The sequence below is a fragment of the Corynebacterium suicordis DSM 45110 genome, assembly GCF_015351405.1.
In the GTDB taxonomy this organism is placed as follows: domain Bacteria; phylum Actinomycetota; class Actinomycetes; order Mycobacteriales; family Mycobacteriaceae; genus Corynebacterium; species Corynebacterium suicordis.
On record NZ_JADKMY010000003.1, the window covers coordinates 222,794 to 247,064 of the forward strand.

19 protein-coding genes are annotated in these 24,271 nt (G+C 60.4%); 10 read left to right on the top strand and 9 right to left on the bottom strand.

The window, feature by feature from the left end; translation table 11 throughout:
* Positions 1 to 242 precede the first annotated feature (242 nt).
* Entirely contained in the window at positions 243 to 851 is a 609-nt protein-coding gene (locus IRY30_RS09430; RefSeq protein ID WP_194557171.1) for a hypothetical protein, read from the top strand.
* A 67-nt stretch (positions 852 to 918) separates the two neighbouring features.
* The gene (locus IRY30_RS09435; RefSeq protein ID WP_288814723.1) at positions 919 to 2,163 is read left to right on the top strand and encodes a pyridoxal phosphate-dependent aminotransferase; all 1,245 of its coding nucleotides are present in this window, start codon (positions 919 to 921) and stop codon (positions 2,161 to 2,163) included.
* Positions 2,164 to 2,212: 49 nt separating this feature from the next.
* Here the strand turns inward: IRY30_RS09435 and IRY30_RS09440 are convergent, their stop codons facing one another.
* The 5 genes from IRY30_RS09440 to dcd all read right to left on the bottom strand — a co-directional run bounded on the left by IRY30_RS09440 (position 2,213) and on the right by dcd (position 7,443).
* Positions 2,213 to 3,550: a UDP-glucose dehydrogenase family protein gene (locus tag IRY30_RS09440; protein ID WP_194557172.1), complete on the bottom strand. Its 1,338-nt coding sequence runs from the start codon at positions 3,548 to 3,550 to the stop codon at positions 2,213 to 2,215.
* Between the two features lie 140 nt (positions 3,551 to 3,690).
* Positions 3,691 to 5,298 (bottom strand): glycine betaine ABC transporter substrate-binding protein, encoded by a 1,608-nt coding sequence (locus IRY30_RS09445; RefSeq protein ID WP_194557173.1) that lies wholly within the window; start codon positions 5,296 to 5,298, stop codon positions 3,691 to 3,693.
* Complete coding sequence (locus IRY30_RS09450; protein WP_194557174.1) at positions 5,291 to 5,980, bottom strand: ABC transporter permease; 690 nt, start codon at positions 5,978 to 5,980, stop codon at positions 5,291 to 5,293. The genes IRY30_RS09445 and IRY30_RS09450 overlap by 8 nt, the downstream gene beginning before the upstream one ends.
* Positions 5,977 to 6,789, bottom strand: a complete 813-nt coding sequence (locus IRY30_RS09455) for an ABC transporter ATP-binding protein (protein ID WP_194557175.1) — start codon at positions 6,787 to 6,789, stop codon at positions 5,977 to 5,979. Before IRY30_RS09455 ends, IRY30_RS09450 begins: the two co-directional genes overlap by 4 nt.
* Before the next feature lie 87 nt (positions 6,790 to 6,876).
* On the bottom strand, positions 6,877 to 7,443 hold the full coding sequence (gene dcd / locus IRY30_RS09460) for a dCTP deaminase (protein WP_194557176.1): 567 nt from the start codon (positions 7,441 to 7,443) through the stop codon (positions 6,877 to 6,879).
* A gap of 661 nt (positions 7,444 to 8,104) precedes the next feature.
* Here dcd and IRY30_RS09465 point away from each other — a divergent pair.
* Complete coding sequence (locus tag IRY30_RS09465) at positions 8,105 to 8,455, top strand: hypothetical protein (protein WP_194557177.1); 351 nt, start codon at positions 8,105 to 8,107, stop codon at positions 8,453 to 8,455.
* A 68-nt stretch (positions 8,456 to 8,523) separates the two neighbouring features.
* Positions 8,524 to 8,901, top strand: coding sequence for a hypothetical protein (locus tag IRY30_RS09470; protein WP_194557267.1), 378 nt, complete (start codon positions 8,524 to 8,526; stop codon positions 8,899 to 8,901).
* A gap of 169 nt (positions 8,902 to 9,070) precedes the next feature.
* On the opposite strand, the gene IRY30_RS09475 is transcribed toward IRY30_RS09470, so the two are convergent.
* Both IRY30_RS09475 and IRY30_RS09480 read right to left on the bottom strand, forming a co-directional pair.
* On the bottom strand, positions 9,071 to 10,855 hold the full coding sequence (locus IRY30_RS09475) for a VanW family protein (RefSeq protein WP_228503370.1): 1,785 nt from the start codon (positions 10,853 to 10,855) through the stop codon (positions 9,071 to 9,073).
* A 92-nt stretch (positions 10,856 to 10,947) separates the two neighbouring features.
* Positions 10,948 to 12,174, bottom strand: coding sequence for a glycoside hydrolase family 3 N-terminal domain-containing protein (locus IRY30_RS09480; protein ID WP_194557178.1), 1,227 nt, complete (start codon positions 12,172 to 12,174; stop codon positions 10,948 to 10,950).
* A 332-nt stretch (positions 12,175 to 12,506) separates the two neighbouring features.
* Between IRY30_RS09480 and IRY30_RS09485 the strand changes: the two genes are divergently transcribed.
* Together IRY30_RS09485 and IRY30_RS09490 are read left to right on the top strand one after the other, a co-directional pair.
* The gene (locus IRY30_RS09485) at positions 12,507 to 12,716 is read left to right on the top strand and encodes a DUF2613 domain-containing protein (protein ID WP_194557179.1); all 210 of its coding nucleotides are present in this window, start codon (positions 12,507 to 12,509) and stop codon (positions 12,714 to 12,716) included.
* Between the two features lie 87 nt (positions 12,717 to 12,803).
* Entirely contained in the window at positions 12,804 to 16,286 is a 3,483-nt protein-coding gene (locus IRY30_RS09490) for a DUF3367 domain-containing protein (RefSeq protein WP_228503454.1), read from the top strand.
* On the opposite strand, the gene IRY30_RS09495 is transcribed toward IRY30_RS09490, so the two are convergent.
* Positions 16,217 to 17,392, bottom strand: coding sequence for an acyltransferase family protein (locus IRY30_RS09495; RefSeq protein WP_194557180.1), 1,176 nt, complete (start codon positions 17,390 to 17,392; stop codon positions 16,217 to 16,219). The genes IRY30_RS09490 and IRY30_RS09495 overlap by 70 nt on opposite strands.
* A 166-nt stretch (positions 17,393 to 17,558) precedes the next feature.
* Here IRY30_RS09495 and IRY30_RS09500 point away from each other — a divergent pair, with 166 nt between their 5' ends.
* Both IRY30_RS09500 and IRY30_RS09505 read left to right on the top strand, forming a co-directional pair.
* Positions 17,559 to 18,806 carry a DUF3068 domain-containing protein gene (locus IRY30_RS09500; protein ID WP_194557181.1) on the top strand — a complete coding sequence of 416 codons (1,248 nt, stop codon included), beginning with the start codon at positions 17,559 to 17,561 and terminating at the stop codon, positions 18,804 to 18,806.
* 222 nt (positions 18,807 to 19,028) lie between these two features.
* Entirely contained in the window at positions 19,029 to 20,753 is a 1,725-nt protein-coding gene (locus IRY30_RS09505; RefSeq protein ID WP_228503373.1) for a hypothetical protein, read from the top strand.
* On the opposite strand, the gene IRY30_RS09510 is transcribed toward IRY30_RS09505, so the two are convergent.
* Positions 20,704 to 21,843 (bottom strand): glycosyltransferase family 4 protein, encoded by a 1,140-nt coding sequence (locus IRY30_RS09510; RefSeq protein ID WP_194557183.1) that lies wholly within the window; start codon positions 21,841 to 21,843, stop codon positions 20,704 to 20,706. The genes IRY30_RS09505 and IRY30_RS09510 overlap by 50 nt on opposite strands.
* A gap of 52 nt (positions 21,844 to 21,895) precedes the next feature.
* Here IRY30_RS09510 and IRY30_RS09515 point away from each other — a divergent pair, with 52 nt between their 5' ends.
* Both IRY30_RS09515 and IRY30_RS09520 read left to right on the top strand, forming a co-directional pair.
* On the top strand, positions 21,896 to 22,699 hold the full coding sequence (locus IRY30_RS09515; RefSeq protein WP_194557184.1) for a class I SAM-dependent methyltransferase: 804 nt from the start codon (positions 21,896 to 21,898) through the stop codon (positions 22,697 to 22,699).
* A 307-nt stretch (positions 22,700 to 23,006) separates the two neighbouring features.
* Complete coding sequence (locus IRY30_RS09520) at positions 23,007 to 24,236, top strand: acetyl-CoA C-acetyltransferase (protein WP_194557185.1); 1,230 nt, start codon at positions 23,007 to 23,009, stop codon at positions 24,234 to 24,236.
* Positions 24,237 to 24,271 lie beyond the last annotated feature (35 nt).

Here is a 24,271-nt window from a genome sequence, read left to right on the forward strand (position 1 = left end):
TGGTGAGAACGCGAACATTTCGCCCTCACCGGGAGTTTTTCTCGCATGTGCAAGAACCTAGCCCAGAGATCCCGCAGAGTGATTCTTCGCATCATGTGGACTAGACTCATCAGAATTAAGTAGCCAAGATTGGCGTCCACTTCGCTTTGCCAAAAAGCTTCGGGCGCAGATCCGCAGAGAAGATTCTCTGTGAAGCACAGGTATTGTTCGCCTTCAATCAAGCGTGAGAGAGACTTCGTAAAATGTCAGCTGGTAAGCCTCCAACCGAGTCGAGTTCGGCGTCGGTAATTCCAAAGGATCCAGAGGACACGGTCACGCAAGACGATCAGGAAAACCAGGGCTGGTTTGCTTCCACGGTCCGCAAGATGGAGCGCATCATGCCACTGTGGGCATGGGTGCTGGCGATCGGTGCGATCTTCGCTCTGCTGTTTGCCCTGCTCGCGGGAATAATGATGAACAATCTGGACGTGGGCAAGGATTCCCTCGACGGGGACAACACCACTATTTCGCCCTCCCACCCTGCGGCCACCACCACGGGCAAGTGGGATAAGGAACCGGAAATCGGCGGTGGCGATGGCAGCTACGGCACTGGATATGACCCAAATTATGTCCCGCAGGCGCCTCTCAGCACGGTTCAGGAAAACACCAAGGAATCCGCGCCGAGCTCCGAAAAGAAGAAGCCGGAAGAGTCCAAGCCCGCTGAGTCCTCCCAGCCTTCGAATCCTTCCCCTCCCCCAGCTTCCACCAACCCATCACCGGACCCGCTTCCCACGCAGGATCCCGTCCCCACCAGCGCACCGGGCACTCCGGTTCCCAATCCTGCACCCGGCGGAGCAGCTGGCCGCAACTAGGCAGAATTAAACGGAAAACCCGCTGCGGATATGGCTATTGCCCTGCTCAACTGGCAGAGTAGACAGAATGAGTAGACCCCTCCGACCCAGTGAGCTGCGCACGCTTGATCAGTCGACCAAGCTGCAGAACGTCCTTTATGAAATCCGCGGACCCGTTAATACGGAAGCGGAGCGCATGGAGGCGGATGGCCACCGCATCCTCAAGCTGAACACCGGCAACCCGGCAGTTTTCGGCTTCGAGGCGCCCGATGTGATCATGCGAGACATGATTTCCGCGCTGCCTTATGCGCAGGGTTACTCCACGTCCAAGGGCATTATTAGTGCACGCCGGGCAATCTGCTCCCGCTATGAAGTGATTCCGGGCTTCCCAGAGTTCGACGTGGAAGACGTCTTCTTGGGCAATGGTGTCTCCGAGTTGATCACCATGACCACCCAGGCCTTGCTCAACGACGGTGATGAGGTGCTGATCCCCTCCCCGGATTACCCACTGTGGACTGCTGCTACCTCGCTGGCTGGCGGCAAGCCCGTGCATTACCTCTGCGATGAAGAGGATGACTGGAACCCCTCCATCGAGGATATTCGCGCCAAGATCACCGAGCGGACCAAAGCAATCGTGGTGATCAACCCGAATAACCCCACGGGTGCCGTGTACTCGCGCCAGATCCTGCAGCAGATTGTGGACATCGCCCGGGAGAACTCCCTGTTGATCCTGGCTGATGAGATCTACGACAAGATCCTTTATGACGACGCCAAGCACATCTCCATGGCCGAATTGTGCCCTGACCTGCTGTGCATCACCTATAACGGTTTGTCCAAGGCATACCGCGTGGCTGGGTATCGCGCGGGCTGGATGGTGATCACCGGGCCGAAGGATCACGCGGCTGGGTTGATTGAGGGCCTCACCCTGTTGGCCAGCACTCGTCTGTGCCCGAACGTGCCCGCACAGCATGCCATCCAGGTGGCAATTACGGGCCGTCAGTCCATCAATGATCTGGTGCTGCCCAACGGCCGACTGCTGGAGCAGCGCAACGTGACGTGGGAGAAGCTCAACGAGATCCCCGGTGTGAGCTGCGTGAAGCCCATGGGTGCGCTGTACGCATTCCCAAAGTTGGATCCGAACGTGCATGAGATCCATGACGATGAAAAGCTCATGTTTGACCTGCTGCGCGCGGAGAAGATCCAACTGGTGCAGGGAACCGGCTTCAACTGGCCTACCCCGGATCACTTCCGCGTGGTGACACTGCCGTGGGCTCGTGACCTCGAGCGCGCTATTGAGCGCTTGGGCAACTTCTTGGCCAGCTACAAGCAGTAGCTGGCTCGGGTCGGCTGGTCGCGGCTCAGCGGTTAGCTGGGCTCGGTAGTTAGCCGCGGCCCAGCGCGCGGACCTTCCAGCCCGCTGCCTGCCATGCCTCGGTATTCAGACAGTTGCGGCCGTCAATCACCACGGGCTTTCCGCCTTCCTGCGGAACCGCCACGAGGTCGCGGACCCATTCCGGATCCAGCTCCTGGAACTCCTGCCACTCGGTGGCCACCAGTACAACCTCGGCGCCTTCCAGGGCATCTTGCGCATCGGCGGCGTAGATCAGCGTGGGGAACATCCGCTTGGCGTTCTCCATCGCCTCCGGGTCAAACACCGTGACCTGCGCACCGGCCAGGGACAGCGAGCCCGCAACGTTGAGTGCTGGGGAATCGCGTACGTCGTCGCTGTTCGGCTTGAACGCCGCACCCAGCACGGTCACGTTGCGTCCCAGCAGCGAGCCGCCGAGTTCCTGGCGGGTCACCTCAACCATCTTTTCCCGACGCCGCATGTTGATAGCATCCACTTCCCGCAGGAAGGACATTGCTTGATCCGCGCCCAGCTCACCCGCACGAGCCATGAATGCGCGGATGTCCTTCGGGAGACAACCGCCGCCGAATCCCAGGCCAGCGCCCAGGAATTTGCGGCCGATGCGATCATCGTGGCCGATGGCATCTGCCAGAGCGGTCACATCCGCACCCACGGTCTCGCAGACTTCGCTGACTGCGTTGATGAAGCTGATCTTGGTGGCCAGGAATGCGTTTGCGGATACTTTCACCAGCTCTGCAGTGGGCAGATCCACCACCAGGAACGGAGTTTCATGCTCCAGCGCGTCCGCGTACACCTCGCGAGCTACTGCTTCTGCGGTGCTTTCGCCTTCGCGCACGCCTAGGACGATGCGATCCGGACGCAGTGTGTCCTTCACCGCGTGGCCTTCGCGGAGGAACTCTGGGTTCCACGCCACCTCGATGGACGCACCTTCATGCACGGTTTCATCTGCCAGGGTCTGCAGCAAAGCGGCAGTGCCCACGGGAACCGTGGACTTTCCGAGCACCACGTGATCGCCCTCGATCAGCGGAGCCAAAGATTCGATGACCGCCCGAACATATGTGGTATCCGCAGCATAAGAGCCCTTTTTCTGCGGGGTTCCCACTCCGATGAAGTGGAGATTCGCGAACTTCGCGGCCTCTTCATAGTCCGTGGTGAACCTCAACCTTCCGCTGTCCAGATTCCTCTGCAACAGCTCCGGGAGGCCCGGTTCAAAGAACGGCACCTTTCCTTCGGTCAGGGACTTGATCTTTGCCTCATCCACGTCCACACCTAGAACGTCATGCCCCAACTCCGCCATGCAGGCGGCGTGGGTTGCGCCTAGGTATCCCGTGCCAAACACAGTCATACGCATAAGAGACCACGCTACTGGCGGCAGGTGAATTGCCGGTGAAACGGAGGTAAATCATTGGCTTTTGCCCCGTGACGAGTGCCCCCGTGCCTTGCACCGGGAGCACCCACGAAGAGACCCTCACTTACACCCAAGCAACCACGCTAGATGTTGTTCTCCTGCAGCCAATCCTTAGCGATCTTCAGACTGTCGGCTTTCTCCGCTCCGGAATTGCGCAAGTTCATCTGCTTGAGCGCCTCTGTGGTCAGCGCGGCTTGCACCTTCTCCAGCACTTGGCGCGCCTCATCGCTCATACCTTCCTCGCGGAAGATGGGCAGCACGTTCTGCGGCAGGATAAGCAGCTCAGGATCTGCCAGTTCCACCACCTCTACCTCTTGCCCATCTGGGCCCAGCACTGGCGTGGTGGTGTAGATATCCGCGATATCCACGGAACCATCCAGCAGTGCTTGCACCGTCAGTGGACCGCCGCCATCGCTGATCGGCACCACCTCAATGCGGTCAGCCGGAACCCCGTACACCTTGTTGAGCCCGGGAGGGCCATAGGTGCGCGTCTCCACTTCTGGAGTGGCTCCGAGGCGCAGGTTACCGCCCTTTTGCTCCACCAGCCCCGGCAAATCTCCAAGTTCCTTCAAGCCATAGCGTTCAGCTACTTCCGGCATCACCCGGTAGCTGTCCTTGCTCTCTGCCTCCGCGAGTTCTCCTTGCTTCAAGCCCTCCGGGAGCACCTTCTCCAGTGCCTGCGCGGCATCCTCGGAGGTGGTGCCTGGCTCCAGATCTACCTTCGGCGCACCGGGGGAATCCGCGTAGAACTGCGTTAGGTTACCCACGTATTCCGGAACCACACTGATCTCGCCGTTTTCCAGCGCGGAGAGATACGCATCGCGGGCGCCGATTCCCGGCACTAGTTCGGCGTCGATTCCCTCTTCTTCCAAGGCCTGAACGTAGATCTGCGCGATGATCTCACTTTCCGGGAAGTTCGCGGAGCCCACGCGCACGATGTCATCGTTGCGGGCTCCGCCGAACACCGTTCCGCCAGCCACCAGGGCCAGCACAGCCACGGCGCTGACTACTGCGACCGCCGCAGGCAGCCATTGCTTATCATCCGCAGTCACTGCTGCCCGAGGCGTGGATTCCTTGGGTGGGTGCGGCGGCAGGATGCGCAGGGCTTCAAGAACCAGCACCAGCACGATCACCCAGACCACGCCCACCACCATCATCTGCGTATCGCGCTGCGCGAGGCCATCGATCAGGTAGCGGCCCAAACCACCCGTGCCGATGTAGGCACACAGCGTGGCCGTGGCCACCACCTGAGCTGCAGCAGAGCGGATACCATCGAGAATCTGCGGCAAAGCCAGAGGGATTTCCACGGAACGCAGAATCTGCATTTCCGAGTGTCCGGTGGCCCGTGCGCCATCGATCACGCTGGGCTTGATCTGCTGCACACCCGCGTAGGCGGCCGCCAGGATCGGTGGAATAGCGAGGATCACCAGCACGATCGTGGAAGGCAACCAGGCGCGCTCCACTGCCCCTCCGGGCAGGAACAACGCCAACACAGTCAACAGACCGAGCGATGGGATAGCTCGCAAACCACCAGAGAGAGCCACAGCCACGCCACGTCCACGACCGGTGTGCCCAATGTAAAGGCCAGCCGGCACGGCAATGAGGATCGCCGGGATCAACCCGAGCAGCGAGAGCCACAGGTGCTCCTCGATCCGCTGCCAGACCATCGCATTGAAAAATTCGCTAAGCATGACCAGCCTCCTGCAGAACCTTCTGCCACGGCATGATGAGACGCCCCAGCAGCACCAATAGCGCATCCATCACGAGCGCGAGGACGATGATCGCCAGCGTGCCCACGATGATCTGCTCCGGATAATTTCTCAAGAAGCCCTGCGTGATCAGATCACCCAGGCTGCTCACCCCGATCAGCGCGCCCACACTCACCATGCTGATGGTGGACGCACTCACCACGCGCATCCCGGCCAAAATACCCGGTCCGGCCAGCGGTAACTCTACTTGGAGGATGCGCTGCCCTTCCGAATACCCCAGCGCGCTGGACGCTCCCACGGCAGCTGATTGAATGTCCGACGCCGCGGTGAAAGATTCCGCAACCACACGAGTCTGCAGCGCAATTCCATACAGAAGCAGCGCGGAGATCACGTTGAAGGGGCTGAGGATCGGGGAATCGAAGATCACCGGCAACAGGAGAAAGAGTGCCAAGGAAGGGATGGCGTAAAGGATGCTGGTGAGCCCCACGATGATCGCGCCGCCGTCGAAAAATCGACGTGAACGATGCTGCGCACTCATGCGGTAGGCCGCCCAGCCCAAAGGCAACGAGAGCAGGAAACTCAGGATGATCGGCGGCAATGCCAGGCCAAGGTGCGACCACGCGAGGGAAAACAGTTGTTCCCAGTTACTGCCTATCCAGTTCATGCCTGGTCCAAGGGGCCGATAACCGCGCCGAATTGGTCCACCACAACATCGCGGCCATTGATGTGCTTCACGCGGTAGCTGTTGTCATCCACCCCGATGAAACTGCGCACGAAGTCATTGGCGGGCGCGGTGGCGATCTCCTCCGGCGGACCCTGCTGCGCGATGTGCGCTCCTTCTTGCAGGAGCACCACGTTATCGCCGAGGGTGAAGGCTTCGCGCACGTCGTGGGTCACCAGGATGATGGTCTTGTTGAGGCGTTCCTGCAGCTCCAGCATCAGCTCCTGCAGACCGCGGCGCACGATGGGATCCACCGCGCCAAAAGGCTCATCCATCAAGAGAATGTTGGGATCACTGGCCAGTGCGCGAGCCACTCCGGCGCGCTGCTGCTGACCACCGGAGAGCTCGTGGGGGAAGCGGTCCAGCTGTTCGCTGGTGAGGCCGACCTGCAGGGCGGTGTCATGTGCCCGCTCCGCAGCCTCGGCCTTGGAAACCCCGTTCAGGCGCAGCACGGTGCCGATGTTGTCCCCCACTGAACGGTGGGGCAAGAGGCCCGCGTCCTGCAGCACGTAACCGATGGAACGGCGCAGCTGAATGGGAGGGCGGTTGGAGACATCCTTGTCGTCGATAAGCACTTGCCCACCGGTGGGTTGAACCATGCGGTTCACGCAACGAATCAAGGTGGTCTTGCCGCAACCCGAACTCCCGAGGAAGACAGTGGTCTTGCCGGTGGGAGCAACCAGGCTGAAATCATCGACCGCGCGGCCGCTGGCACCGGGGAATTGAACGCTGACGTTTTGGAAAGTGATCACAAAGGGCCCCTTTGAAGGGTGGAGAGGATGTTCCGTGCGCCAAATAATTGACCGTTTGAGCCTACGTCAAGCGAAGAGAAAAGGTGCCTACTTATGAAAATTCAGATACGCCTTGGAAGCGGTAGGGCCGCGCTGTCCCTGGTACTTGGAGCCCAGCGAGCCGGAGCCATATGGGTTTTCTGCGGGGCTGGTCATCCGGAAAAGTGCCAACTGGCCCACCTTCATGCCTGGATACAGCGCGATTGGCAGGTTAGCCGCGTTGGAAAGCTCGAGGGTGATGTGGCCCTGGAAGCCTGGGTCGATGAAACCTGCGGTGGAGTGAGTAACCAGACCGAGGCGGCCGAGCGAGGATTTACCTTCCAGACGACCAGCCAAATCTGCAGGGATGGTGAAATGTTCCAACGTGGAACCAAGGACAAACTCCCCAGGGTGGAGGATGAAAGGCTCCTCCCCTTTCACCTCTACGAGCGTGGTGAGCTCTTCCTGCGGGAGCTTGGGATCGATGTGCGTGTACTTGGAGTTGTTGAAGACTCGAAAGAGCCCGTCCAGTCGTACATCAATGCTGGAGGGTTGGATCATCGCGGGATCGAATGGATCCAGAATCAAGCTCTGGGAATCGATGGCGGCAGTGAGGTCTCGATCTGAAAGAAGCACGATAACTACGATACCGCGAGGCTGGCCGTTTACGGCAAGATCGCTCCCCAGCAGCATTCATCACGTTCTTCCCCCGCGCGGATGGACTTACTGTCTCATGCAGCGAAATGTGACAACCCCGTTATGGGGTAATTTGCAAACAATTTCCGTGCGCTCCGCTGGTCTTTTTCCGGCTTCCGAACGGAACCTGAGCGTTTTCTTAGACCTGAGAGGGGGTTAAGGGAGCGTGACTGCTGTTTTGGGGACTTACACCGGTGTAGTTCCTCAGATCATTGTGCAAACCCGGGCATTTCGGAGCAGCAGTTGTGCGGCAAATGACGCAAAAATGTTGATTGACACCGACTTTTACTGGTAAATATTTGCATTCGTTAAGCAAAATATCAACGTTAGTTTCCGCTATGAATCATTTAAGAAACTCACAAACTTTCAGTGACACGAAAGAATACATTCGGTGAACACAAGCTTAATAATAATGTTTTTACGTGCAAGAATCGCCGATTTTGGGCTCCTAGCCGCAGGCAATCCTCAGTCTTGTTGAACAATTTGCAGGCTTTCTACCTGTCAATTTGCTGTAACGCTCCGGTTATCCACATGTGAGACAGATCGAAAGATCCTCCACACCGGGGTTCAATATTCACAACTTCACGGAAGGCTTTACAAGATGCGCAACCTACGCAACTCTGCACTGGCAATCGCCACCGCAACCACCCTCACCCTCGGCGGAATGACCGTCGCTGGCGCCCAAGAGGGAGACGTTCTTCCCAACAACGAGTCGAACGTCAACCTCTCTGAAACCGGTTCTTCTGCCGGTTCCCTCGGCGACGCTCTCGAGTTCGATCAGGAACTCAACCCACGCGACATCTTCGGCTCTGACAAGTCCGAGTTCGAAAACGCCCCAATCTGGAGCCAGGTTCTGTACGGCACCGGCATTGCTGCAGTAACCGCTTCTATCTTCGGCCTGGTCATCGCCCCAATCGCGAACTTCATCTACGCCAACTTCCTCGCTCAGTAATTAACTCAGCGTCCCCCGTTTCACCCAAACCGTCCCCCGTTTCACCCAAACAAAGAAGGAATACTTTCATGAACAACTTCCGCAAGGGCGCTCTGGCTCTGGCCACCGCTTCCGCACTCACCTTGTCCGGCACCGCAGTCGCAGGTGCACAGACCCCAGCAGAAGAGCCAGCAGGCTCCACTGCCCTGTCTTCCACCGAAGACAGCGACAACACCGCTACCGGCTCCTCCAACCTGCTGTGGAAGATCGGCAACGTACTCGGCGCCGATCAGGCAGTGTCCGGTGAGGACATCTTCGGATCCACCCAGACAGAGAACCAGCCTGCTTGGGCTGCAATCTTCAAGTTCGGCACCATCGCTGCTGTTATCGGCACCATCACCGGCACCATCACCGGCATCGGCATTGGCATCGCCAACGAGCTGAAGAACCGCGGCATCATCATCTAAGTAACGCTATCGGGCTTCCCGCCCCTAGCTTCACGCTGAAGATGACCTCATGGTCTCTTGCGAAAAGGCTCCCTCGTTTCGCACGAGGGAGCCTTTTCTTATGTCTTCTTTTCCCCGCCTAGACCAACGCTGACCTACGCTGGCGGGGCTAGCCGGGTGGTAACTCTGACTAGCTACAGGTCACGATCGGCTGGGGATCGTACACGGTGGTTTGCGTCTCGCGAGAGAGCTCCTTGCCGCTCAGGTCCCGGATCACGCGGGTGTCTGTGGTGGTAAATCCGGGAGCTCCAGAAGAAGGAGAGCAGTGATCATTCTTGTCCACGGTGCGCTTCTCCGGCTGAGTCGGATTGGTGCGTGGGCCAGAAATGGATTGCACGTCCACCTGCTTTTGTCCCTTGATCCGCACGGTCACGGAATCGCCGCTGACAAAGCTCTCAATCCGCACTGGGACATCGAAAGTGTTCCTGAACTGCAGGTCAATCGCGCCTTCGTAGACGGTTGCCTCGCGCCCGGCTGGGTAGCGGCTGATGTAGTAGGAGTGTGGCGTGTGGGCCACGTCCTCCATGCCCGCGAAGTAGGAGGCGTTATACAGCGTGGTGGCGAACTGGCTGATGCCACCGCCCACGGCCTCTGATGCGCGACCATCGATGATGATGCCCGATTCCACAAAGCCCTGCGCAGTTCCGCGGGGTCCGGTGTGTCCGTTCAGGCTGAAGGTCTCGCCCGGAAGGACGATTGCGCCGTCGACCATGCTGGCGGTGCGGCTGATGTTCGTGCCGGAAGCTCCGGAGAAACCACCGGTGGTGAATTCGCCCATCACTTCATCGAAGGAAGCCTTTTCTGCTTCTTCGGTGGTGTATTCCGCAGGCTTGTCCTCGTAGACCACCTGCCAATCGCGCTTCTTTTCATCCATGGCTTTTTCCTCGATGCTGCCGAGGGTCTTATCCCATTGGATAATCACGCCGTCCTGGTGAGGTACCACTCCAAGTGAACCGCCAGAGGTGGTGAAGGAAGCGTTGCGGAACTCCTTCTCGGTGGAGTTCAGCTGCTCAGCGAGGATCTGCTGGGCAGCCTCGTTGTTCCAGTTGGGCCGCAGAGCCTCGGCATCTTCCGGCTTCTGGTTGCCGGAAACATCTGGCACGAAAGTCAGGATCCGACCCATGTCAGAAGGCTGGATGACTCCCTTGACATCATTGCGGCCGAAGAAGTTGATGGGCGCTGAGGTGGCCGGCTTGATTACATCGCGCTCCAGCTCGCGGGCATCTTCGGCGGAGATCTTCGCCTCGGTCACCGTGGCCTCGCCATTGACTGTGCGGGTGGTGTTCAACCAATCGCTGAGCACCAGCTCGCGCAGCTGGGAAGGCTCAATGGTCTGACCCGGCACATCGTCCTTGACGTTGGCTGCACCGAAATCATCGATGGAGAGACCAGCGTTCTCCGGCTGGCGGGTCAGTTCGCGGGACAGCCGATCCATGGTGCGGTTGAAAGGATCATCCGCCACCGCAGAGATGATGCCCACTTCGCGTTCCTGGAAGAAACTCTGGATGCGGGTGATGGGGTTCAGCGGTTGCTGACCTGCCTGATCCACGGTGGCTCCCCAGTTCACCTGCAGTCCGGACTGACCGGGATCCATTTGGGTGGACATATTTCCGGCGTTCACGATCACCGGTTCGCGGACTTTATCGCCCAGATCCAGCCGCAAGCGCTGCTCAGCTTGCTCTTCGGTCATCCCCCCGATGGCCACTCCACCCACGGAAGTTCCCCGCGGCACGCGGCCTTCCGACATCACCATATCTACGCCATACAATATGCCGGAGATGCCGACGATAGCGATGAGAATCCATGCCCACACGGGCACTCTCCGACGCGCCCGGCGCCCACGCTTCGCTCGCTTGCTCACGAAAGTCTCCTGCTTCACACTCGACTGCATCACATGCAGTGCCTGTGCCTGCATTTGTCTCCGTACAGTCTAACGTGTCAGTGCCGTGGGCTGGGAATTTCCCCAGAGTGCAGAAAACAGTGTGCACAAAGCAGAGTGCGCAAGAACTACAGCGCCGCGCGGATCACCGCATCGTGCACATGCTCGCTGGAGATCCGGCCCTCTTCGATAGCCTTGCGAACCGCAGCCACCGTATCTTCCACTCGGATACTCCCGGCAGCTGTCAGCGCTTGGTCTGCGCCGGCCTCAAGGGAGGCGACGGCGGCGTCGGGTCCCGGATGCAAGTTCGTCACGGCCTTCATGCCGGTGAGATCGTCGGTGAAAATCGGTCCTGCCAGGGGCTTTGCCCCACCAGCCACCGCGCCCTGGGAGTAACCGCCGGCACGCAGGAGCTGATAGACAGCCGGGTTCAGTGAAGCAGGAAGCTCCGCGCCGATTGCGCCTTGGCCGTCAATGCCTGGCGTCTGCATGTGGCCTACCATCGCCGCCATCCCCGGCATGTTCGCGAGCTGCGCGAAAGGCACCATGTCCTGCTGATCCAGTTGATCCAGGGGTGGGGTGGTGACGGTGCCCATGTGAGAATCGCCCTGCGCGTGGCCGTGGCCGGGGAAGTGTTTCATCACGGGCGTAATCCCCGCGTCCAGCAGCCCCTGCGCATAAGCGGTGGCGTACTGGGAAACCACCGCGGGATCATCGCTAAACGAGCGCGAGCCGATGGCATTATCCTCCACATTCTCCCCACCAGCCAGATCCAGCACTGGCGCGAAGTCCATGGTGATCCCCAGGTCACGCATCTTTTTCCCATGTTCGAACATCATCCCGCGCACCTGTTCCGGGGTGTTGTTCTGGGCCATTTCTTTAGCCGACGCCAACTCTCCCACAACTCCGCTCAAACGCTGCACCAAGCCGCCCTCTTCATCCACGGAAATGACCAGGTCTCCCCCGGCGCGCTCCTGAAGAGAGGCCAGGGAACGGGATGGATCGCCCTGCCCATTAAGTATGGAGAAGTCAGCTCCGGTGCCCATGAATAAATGCCGCACGCCCAAGTCCACGGCTCGCTCGGCCTGCTCATAATCCGTGACTCCTACGGCCAGCAAGGCACCCGCCAGCTCTTCGGCGGGGATGGCGCGGATGCAATCCTGGGCTACTGCTGCCTCAACTCGCTGGCATTCCGCGATTGACGGATGCTCGGAGAATCCCTGAGCAGTGGGAGGCGGGGTTTCCGAAGTGGTGTGGGTGGTGGTTTGAGACGGCTGGGTGGTGTCCGCTTCATCTGTGGCGGTGGAACATCCAGCCAACACCAGTACGGAAAGGAGAGCTAATCGGCGACGCATACTACTAACCTAACCACTGCGCAGACACGCAGCCGAATAGTGCTCCGGATGGCCCCGGGAAAGCCCAGAGAACTGCGCCGCTGGAGAAACTATCGGATTAGCGCGTCAAAATTGCTTTGTACCTAAACCTTTTTGGTAGAGTCACCATTAATGATGTGGAGCACGACCACTGCTGCCATCTGAAACGGCCGAGTGTGAATCTATACATCTGCCCAGCAAGTCGGATAGCATCAGCAATCATCGCAGGGGCTTTTGAACTTCTTGGTTTGAACTGGATTGCTTCAGCTTCACAATTAAGCTCTGCACATTTATGTAGGTAAAGGAATTGGCACATGTCTTTTGAGAACGAGTACCAGCGCAAGCGCTCTGTAGGCCCAGCAATTGCCGCTGTTGTAGTTGGCGTGATTCTCGGCGGCGCTGCAGCCCTCGGCGCTGGCGCAATGGCTGATAACTCCGTGCTGCCTTCTGCAGAGGAAATCGCGGTGAACCGGGATAACGCTTTCCTCGGCTCCGTGCAATACGGTGGCCGTATTGAAGGTTAGGCGAGAACCGTTACTCGTCTTTCTTCCCGCGCGTGGCTAATTAGTCTCCTCGCGTGGCTAGCACTCGCTTTTCTCCAAGCCCCCGGTCTGGTTGTTGCTGATACCAAGCACGATCTCACAGCAGACCCGTGGGGCTTTTTGGCGCAGGCGCTGACTCCCTGGACCAACATCTTCCCCTTGGGCCAGCTGCAAAATCAGGCCTATGGCTACCTTTTCCCACATGGTTTATTTTTCGGCCTGCTCTCTTGGCTGCCCGATTGGATAACCCAACGGCTGTGGTGGGGGCTGCTGCTCTTCATCGCCTTTGCCGGGACTTTCAAGCTTCTGGAGCGCGCTGGGGTGGGAACCCGCAGCTCCCGGGTGATCGCGGCGATTCTCTACGCGCTGTCCCCGCGCATCCTGGCCACCCTGGGTGCCATCAGTTCCGAAGCCTGGGTAGTAGCACTGGCACCCTGGGTGCTCCTCCCCGTGGTGTGTGCCACCACCTCAACATCCCGGAAATACACCCGCCTCATGGCGCTGAACTCTGCCCTCGCCGTGCTGCTGCTGGGCGCGGTGAATGCTGTGGCCACCGTGGCGGTCATCATCCCGGCGGTGATGTGGTGGGGGGCTTCACTACTCAATAGGAAGCACCGCAAACAGGCGCTTTACTTCGGTCTATGGTGGATCCCCGCGGGCATCGCCGCATGTTTCTGGTGGGTGGGACCGCTTCTCATCCTAGGCCACTACTCACCGCCATTCACGGATTTCATCGAATCCTCCGGCCTCACCACCCGCTGGTTGAATCTCATGGAGGTGCTGCGCGGCACCACCAGCTGGACCCCGTTCCTCTCCTCGGAGCGTGCGGGCGGATTCGCGCAAGCCACGGAACCCGTATTCATCGTGGCCACGCTCGTGGTGGCATTGGTGGGCCTATGGGGAATCATGCAGCGCAGCATGCCTTTTGGCTGGCGCTGGTTGAGCATCCTGTTGGCGGGCATCTTGATCATGACGCTCGCGGTGGATCCATTCTCCCCGCTGAGCAGCGCCTACCGGCATTTCCTGGACACCTCCGGCGCTCCCCTGCGCAACCTGCACAAATTTGACCCGCTGGTCCGCTTGGCACTGGTTGCCGGGGTGGCCCATGCTCTGCGGGGCATCCGCTGGCCGGGACTATCCCGCCAGGGATGGGCTGAGTGGAAGCACCCAGAAAAAAATCTTCACGTGGTGCAGGGAATTGCCACTGGTTTATTGGTGGTGTTGGTTACCGCCACCGCGTGGTCTGGTCGCATCGCTCCGGCTGATGGATACAAGGCTGTTCCGGAATATTGGCAAGAGGCCGCGCAGTGGCTCAATCACAATGCCGATGGGGTGCATCAAAGCAACCATGAGGTAGCCCGCACTCTCATCCTCCCAGAGGCTCGGTTTGCGCGGCAGACCTGGGGAAATACCCGCGATGAACCCGCCCAGCCACTGCTGGATGTGCCATGGGTTGTCCGTGATTCCATTCCCCTGGTGCAACCCTCCGCTATCCGCGCGCTGGATGGCACGCAGGCAGCGCTGGAGTCCGGAGAATCCATCCCCACGTTGGCTGCGACGCTGTGGAACCAAGGCATCGGACAGATTCTGGTGCGCACGGATCTCACGCAAGCTGCCAACACCCCAGGTGCAAAGAACACACTGCGCACGATAAAGAGCTCCCCCGGCTTCACCCAGGCAGCAACGTTCGGCCAAGGTGATGGCGGCGATGGATCAGCCGGTTCCCCGGATGCCATCACGATCTTTCGTGTGGAGCCACCTCAACTCGCGGCCCAGGATTCCACCGCCCAAAATTCTAATGCCCAGAATTCCAATGCCCAGGATGCAACCGCTGGCGACGTGCGAATGGTGGATCGCCAGGATGCGGAGATCATCGCCGCAGGGCCAGAAGTTCTGCCGCGCCTCGCGGAGGCCGATGCTGCCCTCGGCAGAAACACCATGCCGCGCACCCGCCTGCTGGCCAGCGGTTCCGCAGACGTGCAGACCGTCACGGACACCCCAGCGCTGCGGGATCACAACTATGGCAACGTGGTGGACGCCAATTCAGAGATCATGGCCCCGGATGATCACACCAACGTGCTCAACCGCGTCCGTGATTATCCCGCGCTCCCCGCGCCGAACGATCCCAACAGCTACACGCGGGTTGCCACGACGGGCAGCATCATTGCCAGCAGTTCCGCTGCGGATCCCACCAACTTCACGGGCGCGCAAACCATCAGCGGCCTCAATGCCGCGGTGGATGGACAAACCAGCACCGCATGGCGCCCCGCCGATGGCGTGTCCTCCGGGCAATGGATGGAGCTGCGCATTCCCGCCTGGAAAGACCGCCTGAAGCTGGAGTTCACCACCCAGGGCTCTCCCGCCCGCATCCAGGTCAGCTCCCTGTTCCGGGAGGGCGATTCCGATCCCCGCGTGGAAGAGGACACCCAAGAGGCCGTCCGCACCTCCACCACCGTGATCCCCAATGCGGGCACCACCGCAGCGGTTTCCCTGCCAGTCGGCAAGGCCAATGCAGTGCGCATCACGGTGTTGAGTTCCTTCGGTGATTTCGGCATTTCAGAGGTCAAGCTCATCGACGGCCGCACCGGCGCTGATCTCACTCCCCAGCGCAATATCACCGTTCCGGAGCCAGCCGCGGACAACCCCAGCGCGATCAATCGCTGGGTCTTTGGCCAGGAGATTCCCGAGGGGACAATGCGTCGCACATTCACCGTCCCCGAGCGCACCGGTGGCATGGCCGTGGACGCACAGGGGCGCACCAACGTGTTGATCAACACTCCCGATTGCGCCGATTCCCCATCGACCGTCCACGTGGATGAAGAGGAGCACTCGTGCGGTGAGACCATCACCCTGGCTCCCGGTGAACACACCATTTCTTCCGACGCCAGGTGGGTGGCCCTCAGTGCTGCTGAACCGCTGCTAGCGGAGGCTATTCAGAAAACCCCGGCTGCAGAATCCCTCGCCAAGAACGAGGAGAACGGTGGTGAAGGCTACAACGTCGAGGCCTCCGCCGAAGAGCGCATCATTTTCTCCCCCAGCGATTCCAATCCCGGTCGCGTGGGCACGTTGCGCAGCTCCGAGGGGGAGCTCACGCTGCAGCCCATCACGGTCAATGGATGGCAGCAGGGTTGGATCATTCCAGCCGGCGCTAGTGGCACCTTCGCGATGAGTTTTGCTGCCACCACGTTCTATCAGGGCTGGCTCATCGTCGGTCTAATCCTGGCATTGTTGCTGGTGGCAGCCACGCTGTGGGGTTGGTGGAAGTACCGCGGGCGCCTCTCGAATGAGCGCATCGAGCGACCCGAAAACGGGATCGAAACCGATACCGAGCCAGAGAGCGAACGCACCGAGGCGAGACTCAGCGGGATCTTCAACGGCAGCACCTCGTACAAGGTGACGCGCGGGGCATTCCTCGGTGGATTCGCCGTGGCCATCATCCTGGCGGCCCGCCACCCTTGGGGCAGCGAGAGTTACGCGGGTGATTATTGGCTGGTCACAGTGGCTTTGCTGGTGTCCTTGGTCGCGGTCATTGCGGCACGGTTCTCCCGTTGAGTTCGCCACCACGTGTTGATTGCTCGGCGCGCGGGTTCCTCCACGAGAGCGAAGTTCAGCGCGGCCACCGGCACGGTGAGTAGGAATGTGGCCACGAGTACCAGTAGCGTGTGGCCCTGAAAAAGCCCGATGCCCAGCAGTGGGAACACCAGCGAGAGCATGGCCATGTGCCAGAGGAAGATACTGTAACTCCACCGTCCCAACGCCTGCATCCAGGTGCTCTCCAACCACTTTGACCTGCCGCCCAGCGCATAAGGCATGATCAGCGCCGCGGCAAACAAGGTGCCATACAAGGTACGGCGAGCGAACTCCGCGGGTTCCGCGTGGGTCAAACCCTCTGGCCCATCACTACCCGCAATCGCCAGCAAAGCCAGCGCGCAGAGCCAAAACACCCCGCGGTATGTGGTGAGCCACCGTTGCACGCGCGGGCCCACCTGCCCCTCGAGTTCAGCGGAGAGGAATCCCACGGCAAACCACGCCGCGAAAGCGGGAGGCATGATGTGCGGGTTCAAAGCTCCTGGCTGGAGTGCTTCGGTGAACGCAGGAATGAACGCCCACCCATAAGAGATCAAGGCGATCCCCAGGATGCAGAACATCCGTACCCGCCAGGATGCTTTTCCGAACAGCATGGCGATGAGCGGCAGCACGATGTAGAAGGCCATCTCCACGGCCAAGGACCACAAGTGTGTCAGGCCGCCCAGCAGGCCGCCTTCGATGTAGATCTGCACCAGGAAAATGTTCCCCAGAATCGCCTTCCACCCCGCACCCGCAGAGACGGGGAATATCAGCAGAACCAATAACACCGTGACCAGATAGGCGGGCATGATGCGCCCGATCCGCTTCACGTAGTAGCCGAGAAGGGTGGAGGCAGCGGTGGCGTCGAAAAGATTCCACGAAAAGTCTGCCCGGTGCCGCCGCCACAAAAGGAAGCCGGAGAGCGCAAAGAAGACGGGGACAAAGAAGTCCGTGCGCGCCATCATGCGATTGAACAGAGATCCCGTGTCTGCGCCAGTTTGGAAGGCCACGTGGGTGATGATGATGCCACAGCACGCGACAGCACGAAGCCCCTCGAGCGCGGGGAGGAAGGATTGAGAGGATTTTTGCATGATGATTAGCGCCCATCTTAACCCTCGAGCCAGCGGAAACACGCCGCAAAACGGAAAATCGTAGTTTTGCCTACTAAAATGGTTTTATCCGTTAAAGTAATAACAATCGCCTGTGCAATTGCTGTACATGTTGCGGAACATTTCTTTTAAAGGTCAGGATTAATTTATGAAGAAGTTTTTCTCCTTCGTGCTTATCGTCTTGGGCGCAGCCGCCCTGGTTCTCGCGATAGCATTGCCCACCTACGTGGTTCCTAAGGGAAAGGTGCTGCCCCTCAACGCGGTCTCCACCACGGGCACGGATCCCATTGAGAGCAACCTGCTGGATTCCGCGGCCTTGGGCGCAAACAAGGTGCTGCCAGAGCACGCCAACAAGGCTGAATGTCGTGGCGATAAGCCACAGATCAGCTGCTTCATCGGCACCGGCACCCCACTGCAGTCCCAGCGCTTCACCGTGGCTCAGGAGCCTTCCGACGACAAGCAGGTGACCCTCGAAGTGGGTAACACGCTGTTCCGCACGGACCGCGATGAACCCCGCAACCTGCTGAGCGCCACCATTGATCGCATCACCCTGGATCGCGAAACCCAGATGCCAATCGATGAGGCTGTCTCCACCCTGGACCTGCAGCCCACCATGCCTGGTTCTGAAGGTGCCACTGAGCAGTCCAACACCCCAGGCGAGAGCTTCACCTCCGCCAACGAGCCATTCACCCGCCCTGGTATCCAGTACCAGTTCCCCATGGGCACGGATCGCAAGTCCTACCCATACTTCGATAACCATGTTCTGACCACCAAGGATATCGACTTCGTAGAGCAGATCGAGATGGACGGCGAAGAGGTCTACCACTTCAAGCAGACCGTTGAGCCCACCGAGGTCTACCCCAACCTGCGCAACATGTTGGAGGCCGATGGCGAGCTGAGCAAGAGCGATGAAGCCTCCCTGGCTTCCCTGCGCCTGAAGTTCCCCGCCGAGCAGTGGGGCCTGAGCAAGGACGAGATCCGCAATGCTCCAGCCGCAGAGAAGAAGGATGAGAACAAGCCTGAAGGCGAAGAAGAGACCCTTCCCGATGTAGAGATGTCCCGCTTCTACACCGTGAACCGCAACATCTTCGTGCAGCCAGACACCGGCGTAATCGTGGATGGTCACGAGGAAATCTGGATGTACTACGCGCAGGATCAGGAAGAAGCCAACGAGATTGCGCAGCCGGAAAACCGCAAGGAAGAGATGGCCAACCCTGAGCGCACCGCGACCTACTTCCCAGCGAAGTGGAACCAGTCCGCAAAGGATGGACAGATGGAGAAGGCCAAGGAAGGCCTGAAGTCCATTCACACCATGGGCACCGTGGTTCCATGGATCCTCGGCATCGTCGGCGTGATCTTCCTCATCCTCGGATTCCTGTTGTACCGTCGCCCATAGTTCACCACCCGCAGTAAGCAGAAACCCGGCCCTTCAGGTCGGGTTTTTTGTGTCTCATGCTCCCTCTATGATGGTCAGGTGCTTTCCTTGTCGACGCCACACTCGCGCCTTACCCGAGCCGCCCTACCCCTCTGGGCGGTATTCATTTCAGCTGTCTCCGCGTGGCCGTTCTGGAAGGCGCTTGCCAGCCCCTCTGAGGGCTATGCCTTCATGGTGCGGGACATGATGGTGCCAGCGGACATGCCCCTCAATGAGCTCAGCCTGGGGCACGCTGATGGAGCGCCGCGAGCGATCCCGCAGGACACCCTGCTGTCCATCTTCCTTCCCCCGCTCTCCACGGTGTGGGTGGTGGCGGCGGTCGTCATTGCGTGCTGCATCATCGGCGTGCTCTATTCCGGCTGGTTGGCCAGGCGCCTGCTGGGTGCGAGCCTGCCAGTGCAGCTGGTGGTCTCGCTGCTGGTGATATGGAACCCATTCACTGTGGAGCGTTTGCTGCAGGGACAGTGGAGCGTGGTTATAGCAATGTGGCTGCTGCCTGCCCTTGCTTATGCCAGCATGTATCGGCATATTGGCTGGACGTTGTTCCTCCTGGGGGTGTGCGCCATCACCCCGACCGGCTGGATCTTCGGCGCGGTAGTGGCCTTGATCTGCGCACGTTCTCTGAAGTTTCTGCTCCTCACCCTGCTGGCGCTCGTGCTGCTCAGCGCGCCGTGGGTGTTGGTGACGCTATTCCATAATCCGCAGGTATCCACCGATGCGCTGTCCGCCCAGCTCTTCGCGCCGCGAGCGGAACCCGGCGTGGGCACCCTGGGGGCACTGGTCGGACTCGGCGGGATATGGAACGCCGAGGTGGTGCCGGATTCACGCACGCTGTTATCTTCCCTGCTCAGCATTGTGCTGTTCTTCTTCATGGCCTTCGGCGCGTGGCGTTTGTTCCAGAACCCGCAGGCTGTCCGGCCGGGAGCGGGTCACATCGATGCGGCTCGTATCGGAATGGCAGTGGGTTCCAGTGCGACGCGGGCCTCTGCATTACGAGTTTCTGAACGGCGGGAAGCCACGCTCCACCACATCGCTCTGCGCCTCGTGGGCTTGAGCTTCCTGGCGATTGCCCTCCCATTCTTGTTCTCCACCGACCCCGGGGTGCTGCTCCTGGGCTGGATGGGCGAGCACATCCCAGGGGCGGGGCTTCTGCGGGATTCCCAGAAATACGTGGCGCTGGCCATGCCGGGAATGGTATTGATGCTGGCCAGTGCACTGATCGGTGTCTCGGAGCGATGGCAATCCGTCGTCGCTCGGGCCGTTCTCAGTGTGCTCGCTGGTGCCATGATCATCGGCACCGTACCGCTGCTGCCCAGCGAGCTGAGCCCGCTGCAGCCGCGTCCACTGGCCCCAGAGTGGACCCAGATCATCAACGAAGTCTCCCAGTCACACAACTGCTCTGTCCTGCTGCTGCCTCCCGGTAACTATCGGATGCACGATGGCATCCCCGTGGTGGACCCCGCGCTCAAACTGCTGCCCGGCCACCCCATTGATCCCGGGTTCCTCATCGTGGATGGTCACGTGGTGGATGGCAACCTCAAGATTGTGCGTCTGCTGCAGCAGACCATGCTGGGGGAAGACCGCCTCGCGGACAGCGGAGTGGGCTGGGTACTGGTGGATCGCAACTCCTTCGGATCCTCCGTGGACACCGCCGAGATGGATAGGATGCTCAGCGCACACAAGGTGGTTGTCAGTGGCAGCGGGCTGGAGCTCTACGCGGTGAACAAACCTCACCCACTCCCGCCGGAGAAAACCCATGTTCCCCTTTACGTGGGCATCGTCCTGTACTGGCTGGTGCTGGGCCTGGGGCTCCTGTTGAGCATGTGGCGTTACGTTCTGTGGCGCAATCCGCTGGGGATCACTTCCCAGCCAGACCCCGCAGAATCTGCTCCCATTTCCGACCAGTAGCTTCCCAGCTGAACTGCTGTGCGCGCTCCTGGGCAGCCTTGCCCATCCGCACTCGCTCCTCAGGGTTATCCAGCATCCACTCCACCGCGTTGATGAAGCCACCTTCACTACCCGCGAGAAGCCCCGTGGTGCCATCAATCACCGAGTCCCGCAGCCCCGCCGAGCTGCTATAACCCACGGTGGGCACACCGTGCTGCGCGGATTCCACCACTGCCAGGCCCCAGCCTTCCTTACGGGAAGGCATCACGTGCACATCCGCGCCTGCCAAGACGCGGTGCTTCTTACTTTCCGAGACATGCCCATGGAAGGTCACCAACCCCTCCACTCCCAGCTCATGGGCGTATTCCCGCAGTTTTTTCGCCCACCAGCCATCGCCGATGATGTCCAGTCGCAGCTTTGGGTGGCGATTACACAGGGCTGATACCGCATACATCGCGTGCTCCAGCTGCTTGTGCGGAACCAAGCGGGAAAGGGCTACGAGGCGGATGGTGGAGGAGTTGGCGTCGGGAAGAAAAGGAAGCGGGGGCACGGGGTCCACGCCATTGCGGATGATCTCCACCTGGTCCCTTGCCACGCCCAGCTCCACCAGCTCCTCGGCGGAGGGGGCGCTCACCGTCACCCACTGCGCCCGGCGGTGCACCCAGGGGGACACGCGCGACTCGATGAACCAGCCCAAACGGGAGAGGAAAGGCCCGGCCACGGACCACTGCTCGCGGTGGCAATGGTGCGTGAGAACCACCGTGGGCGCGCTGGTGAACAGGGAGGCGAAAAAGGGCACACCGTTCTGGGTGTCCACCACCACGTCCGCATCGCGGAAATCCCGCAGCGGCCCCTTACCGAAACGCGCCGCCAACAGGGCCAGCCACGCGCGTGGGTAAACGGTGAGGTTGCCGCCACCGCGGGAAAAGGTGACCCCGGGGCACTCCGCGCGATCCGTCTCCCACCGCTTGGCACCTTCATAATTCGCAGTGCGGAAGAGAACTTCATGGCCCTGCTCAGCCAGATACTGCGCGATTCTTTCCAAGTACCTTTCGCTGCCGCCGCCTTCGGGATGGGTGGTGTCTCGCCAGCAAAGAAGTACTACTTTCATGATGTGTAGTACTTTACCGCTAAACGTATGTAGCGCTGAAGGATCACAAAAAATGAGAAAATTAAGTCCCGCTTGGCTGGTTCCGCCCGCGCTGCGCGTGTGGAGAAGCAAGGCCACGCTGAAGCGCGCATTCGGGCTCCTCGGCGCCTTTCGGTTTGAGCAAACCGATCCCGGCAAGTTCTATGGCCTGCTGGCCCGCGACACCGTAGACCTCATCCGCGCAATCTGGCAGGGGGCAGATCCCGCAGGTCAGGCCACGTTGCAAGGCACCCGGATTCTGGACGTAGGTGGCGGACCAGGCTACTTCGGCATTGCTTTTTCCGACGCCGGGGCCGAATACATCACCTGTGAGCCAGACGTGGGCGAGATGTCTGCCGCCGGTATCCAACTGCAATCCTCGGTCCGGGGATCTGGCCTGGACCTGCCGTTTCGTAGCGAAGCCTTCGATATCACCTACAGCTCCAACGTGGCCGAGCACGTTCCCGAGCCTTGGCGCATGGCGGAGGAGATGCTGCGGGTAACCAAGCCTGGCGGGGTGATGATCTACAGTTACACCATCTGGCTGGGTCCTTTCGGCGGGCATGAAACTGGCTTGTGGCAGCACTACGTGGGCGGGGAGTTCGCGGCGCGCAGGTACAAGAAGACGCACGGGGTAGAGCCCAAGAACCGCTGGGGCGAAAGCCTGTTTGACGTGGGCTGCGGGGAAGGGATGCACTTCGCCCAACAGATGGAAGGCGCAGAGCTGCTGGCAGCTTTCCCGCGCTATCACCCGTGGTGGGCGTGGTGGATGGTGAAGATCCCGGGACTGCGCGAATTCGCGGTGTCCAACTTGGTGCTGGTGTTCCGCAAGCAGTAGGGCTGGTCCGCGCGGGGGGTTGTGGCAGGTGCACGGCGTGCTCCTGCACGTTGCTGGGGGTTGAGGCGCGTTGAGGCGCGTCAGCGGGTGCTGGCGGGCCCTGGTGCTTTTGGGGGTATCGAAAAACAGTGATCGATACATAAGTAAGGGGGCTCATTGGTACAGTGACCCGTGACACACGGACATGTGCGAGAAGGTGTGAGACACGCCTCGGTTGTTGCGGGTAGCGTCGATAAATAGACCACCCACCAACCAACCAACCCCGACCATATGCCCCAACCTTCGACGATTGGAAGCAAGGAACGTCATGACCAGTAGCACTGGCGCCTCAGAGGCCTTTATTTACGACGCAGTACGCACCCCACGTGGAAAGGGTAAGCCAGGCGGCTCCCTGCACACGGTCAAGCCTGTGGATCTGCTCAGCGGACTCATCGAAGCGCTCATCGAGCGCAACCCAAGCATTGATCCAAACATCATCAGCGATGTCATCGCTGGTGTGGTCACCCCAGTGGGCGACCAGGGCATGGACATCGCCCGCACCGCAGCCCTCAACGCTGGCCTGCCCTACACCGCAACCGGCCTGCAGGTGAACCGCTACTGTGCTTCCGGCCTGACCGCCGTGAACCTTGCGGCGCAGAAGATCCGCTCCGGCTGGGATGACCTGGTCTTCGCCGGTGGCGTGGAATCCATGTCCCGCGTGCCCATGGGCTCCGACGGTGGCGCGCTGGCACTGGATCCAGCCAGCAACTTCTACAACGACTTCATCCCACAGGGCATCTCCGCGGACATCATCGCCACCCTGGACGGCAAGACCCGCGAAGACCTGGATGCCTACGCTGCCCGCTCTCATGAGCGCGCTGCCAAGGCCTGGGAAGAGGGACGCTTTGACCGCACCGTAGTGCCCGTCAAGGACATCAACGGCGTGACCCTGCTGGACCGCGATGAGACCATCCGCCCCGGCACCACCGTGGAATCCCTCTCCGGCCTGCGCCCAGCTTTCGCTGCTGTCGGCGAGCAGGGCGGATTCGACGCTGTCGGCCAGACCAAGTACCCACAGATCGAGAAGATCAACCACGTGCACCACGCTGGTAACTCTTCCGGCATCGTCGATGGCGCAGCACTGCTGGCCATCGGCAGCGAGAAGGCCGGCAAGGACTTCGGCCTGGAGCCACGCGCCCGGGTTGTCTCCGTTGCCACCTCCGGTGTGGAGCCCACCATCATGCTCACCGCCCCAGCCCCTGCCTCCCGCGCAGCGCTGGCCAAGGCCGGTCTGCAGCCAGATGACATCGATGTCTGGGAGATCAACGAAGCATTCTCCTCCGTCGTTCTGCGCGCACAGCGTGACCTGAACATCCCTGACGAGAAGCTGAACATCTCTGGTGGCGCTATCGCCATGGGCCACCCACTGGGTGCAACCGGCGCCATCATCACCGGCACCGCCGTGGACGAGCTGCACCGCACCGGTGGCCGCTACGCACTGATCACCCTCTGTGTCGCAGCCGGCATGGGTGTGGCCACCATCATCGAGCGCGTCTAAGCGCAAAACTCCCCCTATTTCGAGAAAAAACGAAA

What these genes read in the sequence shown, in the direction of transcription:
- IRY30_RS09520 (WP_194557185.1), top strand. Translation starts at nt 23,007, where the DNA reads ATGACCAGTAGCACTGGCGCCTCAGAGGCCTTTATTTACGACGCAGTA.
- IRY30_RS09470 (WP_194557267.1), top strand. Translation starts at nt 8,524, where the DNA reads ATGAACAACTTCCGCAAGGGCGCTCTGGCTCTGGCCACCGCTTCCGCA.
- IRY30_RS09515 (WP_194557184.1), top strand. Translation starts at nt 21,896, where the DNA reads ATGAGAAAATTAAGTCCCGCTTGGCTGGTTCCGCCCGCGCTGCGCGTG.
- IRY30_RS09435 (WP_288814723.1), top strand. Translation starts at nt 919, where the DNA reads ATGAGTAGACCCCTCCGACCCAGTGAGCTGCGCACGCTTGATCAGTCG.
- IRY30_RS09450 (WP_194557174.1), bottom strand. Translation starts at nt 5,980, where the DNA reads ATGAACTGGATAGGCAGTAACTGGGAACAACTGTTTTCCCTCGCGTGG.
- IRY30_RS09500 (WP_194557181.1), top strand. Translation starts at nt 17,559, where the DNA reads ATGAAGAAGTTTTTCTCCTTCGTGCTTATCGTCTTGGGCGCAGCCGCC.
- IRY30_RS09440 (WP_194557172.1), bottom strand. Translation starts at nt 3,550, where the DNA reads ATGCGTATGACTGTGTTTGGCACGGGATACCTAGGCGCAACCCACGCC.
- IRY30_RS09475 (WP_228503370.1), bottom strand. Translation starts at nt 10,855, where the DNA reads ATGCAGGCACAGGCACTGCATGTGATGCAGTCGAGTGTGAAGCAGGAG.
- IRY30_RS09430 (WP_194557171.1), top strand. Translation starts at nt 243, where the DNA reads ATGTCAGCTGGTAAGCCTCCAACCGAGTCGAGTTCGGCGTCGGTAATT.
- IRY30_RS09510 (WP_194557183.1), bottom strand. Translation starts at nt 21,843, where the DNA reads ATGAAAGTAGTACTTCTTTGCTGGCGAGACACCACCCATCCCGAAGGC.
- IRY30_RS09505 (WP_228503373.1), top strand. Translation starts at nt 19,029, where the DNA reads ATGATGGTGCCAGCGGACATGCCCCTCAATGAGCTCAGCCTGGGGCAC.
- IRY30_RS09485 (WP_194557179.1), top strand. Translation starts at nt 12,507, where the DNA reads ATGTCTTTTGAGAACGAGTACCAGCGCAAGCGCTCTGTAGGCCCAGCA.
- IRY30_RS09465 (WP_194557177.1), top strand. Translation starts at nt 8,105, where the DNA reads ATGCGCAACCTACGCAACTCTGCACTGGCAATCGCCACCGCAACCACC.
- IRY30_RS09445 (WP_194557173.1), bottom strand. Translation starts at nt 5,298, where the DNA reads ATGCTTAGCGAATTTTTCAATGCGATGGTCTGGCAGCGGATCGAGGAG.
- IRY30_RS09495 (WP_194557180.1), bottom strand. Translation starts at nt 17,392, where the DNA reads ATGCAAAAATCCTCTCAATCCTTCCTCCCCGCGCTCGAGGGGCTTCGT.
- IRY30_RS09480 (WP_194557178.1), bottom strand. Translation starts at nt 12,174, where the DNA reads ATGCGTCGCCGATTAGCTCTCCTTTCCGTACTGGTGTTGGCTGGATGT.